Origin of the sequence: Allolucifera butyrica (assembly GCF_900476375.1) — a bacterium.
Lineage (GTDB): Bacteria > Bacillota > Negativicutes > Sporomusales > UPPP01 > Lucifera > Lucifera butyrica.
On the sequence record NZ_UPPP01000005.1, the window covers coordinates 1 to 2954 of the forward strand.

The window sequence follows — 2954 nt, forward strand, 5'->3', positions numbered from 1 at the left end:
TTCCCTCAAAACTACCCAGAAGAAAGATGAGCAAATCATGAAGTCAAGCCCTCGACCGATTAGTACCAGTCAGCTTCATCCCTTACAGGACTTCCACACCTGGCCTATCTACCTTATCATCTCTAAGGGGTCTTACTAGTCTACACTATGAGAGACCTCATCTTAAGGCTGGTTTCACGCTTAGATGCTTTCAGCGTTTATCCGTTCCGGACGTAGCTACCCAGCTGTACCCCTGGCGGGATAACTGGTACACCATTGGTCCGTCCACTCCGGTCCTCTCGTACTAGGAGCAGTTCCCTTCAAGTCTCTTACGCCCGCGATGGATAGGGACCGAACTGTCTCACGACGTTCTGAACCCAGCTCACGTACCACTTTAATGGGCGAACAGCCCAACCCTTGGGACCTACTTCAGCCCCAGGATGTGATGAGCCGACATCGAGGTGCCAAACCTCCCCGTCGATATGGACTCTTGGGAGAGATTAGCCTGTTATCCCCAGGGTAGCTTTTATCCGTTGAGCGATGGCCCTTCCACTCGGTACCACCGGATCACTAAGCCCGACTTTCGTCCCTGCTCGACCTGTCCGTCTCGCAGTCAAGCTCCCTTCTGCCTTTGCACTCTGAGCGCGATTTCCAACCGCGCCGAGGGAACCTTTGGGCGCCTCCGTTACTCTTTCGGAGGCGACCGCCCCAGTCAAACTGCCCACCTGACACGGTCCTACGGTTCGTTACACCGCTAGTTAGAATTCCAGTAAACAAAGGGTGGTATCCCAACATCGACTCCAGACATACTGGCGTACATCCTTCTCTGTCTCCCACCTATCCTGTACATCATTTACCAAAATCCAATGTCAGGCTGCAGTAAAGCTCCATGGGGTCTTTCTGTCCAGTCGCGGGTAACCTGCATCTTCACAGGTATTTCAATTTCACCGGGTCCCTCGTTGAGACAGTGCCCAAGTCGTTACACCTTTCGTGCGGGTCGGAACTTACCCGACAAGGAATTTCGCTACCTTAGGACCGTTATAGTTACGGCCGCCGTTTACTGGGGCTTCAGTTCGGAGCTTCGGCTTGCGCCTAACCCTTCCCCTTAACCTTCCAGCACCGGGCAGGTGTCAGCACCTATACGTCAGCTTTCGCTTTAGCAGGCACCTGTGTTTGTGGTAAACAGTCGCTTGGGCCTCTCTTTTGCAACCTCTTCCTGCTTCGCCCGTTTCTAGGCTACACATCCGAGGCTCCCCTTTTCCCGAAGTTACGGGGACATTTTGCCGAGTTCCTTAACGAGGGTTTTCCCGCGCACCTTAGGATTCTCTCCCCGCCTACCTGTGTCGGTTTGCGGTACGGGCACTTTCCGTCTCGCTAGAAGCTTTTCTTGACAGTGTGGTCCAGTTAAGTTCGCCGTTATTTCTAACAGCTCCCCATCACTTCTCGGGCTTTTCGAAACCGGGTTTTCCCTCGGTTTCACCCTACCGGCTTAGACGCGATTTTCCATCCTCGCGCTTAACTTTCCTCCTGTGTCACTCCATCACTCAAACGACTTCAAGTGGTACTGGAATTTCAACCAGTTGTCCATCGCCTACGCATCTACGCCTCGGCTTAGGTCCCGACTTACCCTGAGTCGACGATCGTTGCTCAGGAATCCTTAGGCTTTCGGTGGGAAGGATTCTCACCTTCCTTTTCGCTACTCATACCGGCATTCTCACTTCTTATCGCTCCACAGCTCCTTCCGGTACTGCTTCTACGCTATAAGAACGCTCCCCTACCCATGTCTTTCGACATGCCATAGCTTCGGTTCCGTGCTTTAGCCCCGGACATCTTCGGCGCAAAACCTCTCGACCAGTGAGCTATTACGCACTCTTTCAATGGTGGCTGCTTCTAAGCCAACATCCTGGTTGTTTCGGAAGTTTCACATCCTTTGCCACTTAGCACGGCATTGGGGACCTTAGCTGATGGTCTGGGCTGTTTCCCTCTTGACCACGGGTCTTATCACTCGTAGTCTGACTCCTAAAGATAAGTACAGCCATTCGCAGTTTGACTGGGTTCGGTAACCTTTACGGCCCCTAGCCCGATCAGAGCTCTACCGCCTGTACTCTCCCTTTAAGGCTAGCCCTAAAGCTATTTCGGGGAGAACCAGCTATCTCCGCGTTCGATTGGCATTTCACCCCTATCCACAACTCATCCCAAAGCTTTTCAACGCTCACGGGTTCGGGCCTCCACCTAATTTTACCTAGGCTTCACCCTGGCCATGGATAGATCACTGCGGTTTCGGGTCTACAATCACTAACTTATCGCCCTATTAAGACTCGCTTTCGCTTCGGCTCCGTGTTTCCCACTTAACCTCGCTAGTGACTGTAACTCGCCGGTTCATTCTTCAATAGGCACGCCGTCAAGCTTGCTTATCGCATAGCTCTTCGACTGCTTGTAGACATACGGTTTCAGGTTCTCTTTCACTCCCCTCCCGGGGTGCTTTTCACCTTTCCCTCACGGTACTATGCGCTATCGGTCGCCACGAGTATTTTGCCTTGGAGGGTGGTCCCCCCTGCTTCCCACAGGGTTTCTCGTGTCCCGTGGTACTCTGGATTCCGGCCCTTTCGCTCCGTCTTTCGCCTACAAGGCTTTTACTTCCTGCGGCCTACCTTTCCAGGTAGTTCGGCTTGACTTCGCGACTCTTTTGCCGGTCCTCAACCCCAGCCGAGTTGCCTCGCCTGGTTTGGGCTTCTTCCCTGTTCGCTCGCCGCTACTTCGGGAATCTCGTTTGATTTCTTTTCCTCCGGGTACTTAGATGTTTCAGTTCCCCGGGTGCCCTCCTATTTTGCAATAGGTGACGGTGCATTACCACCGCCGGGTTCCCCCATTCGGAGATCCAGGGATTATTGCCTGCTTGCGGCTCCCCCTGGCTTTTCGGAGCTTACCCCGTCCTTCTTCGGCTCTTGGCGCCTAGGCATCCACCGTATGCCCTT

1 rRNA gene is annotated in these 2954 nt (G+C 53.4%); it reads right to left on the reverse strand.

The features are described from left to right. Positions 1–39: 39 nt before the first annotated feature. Positions 40–2954, reverse strand: a 23S ribosomal RNA gene (locus tag LUCIF_RS00035); the annotation flags it as partial.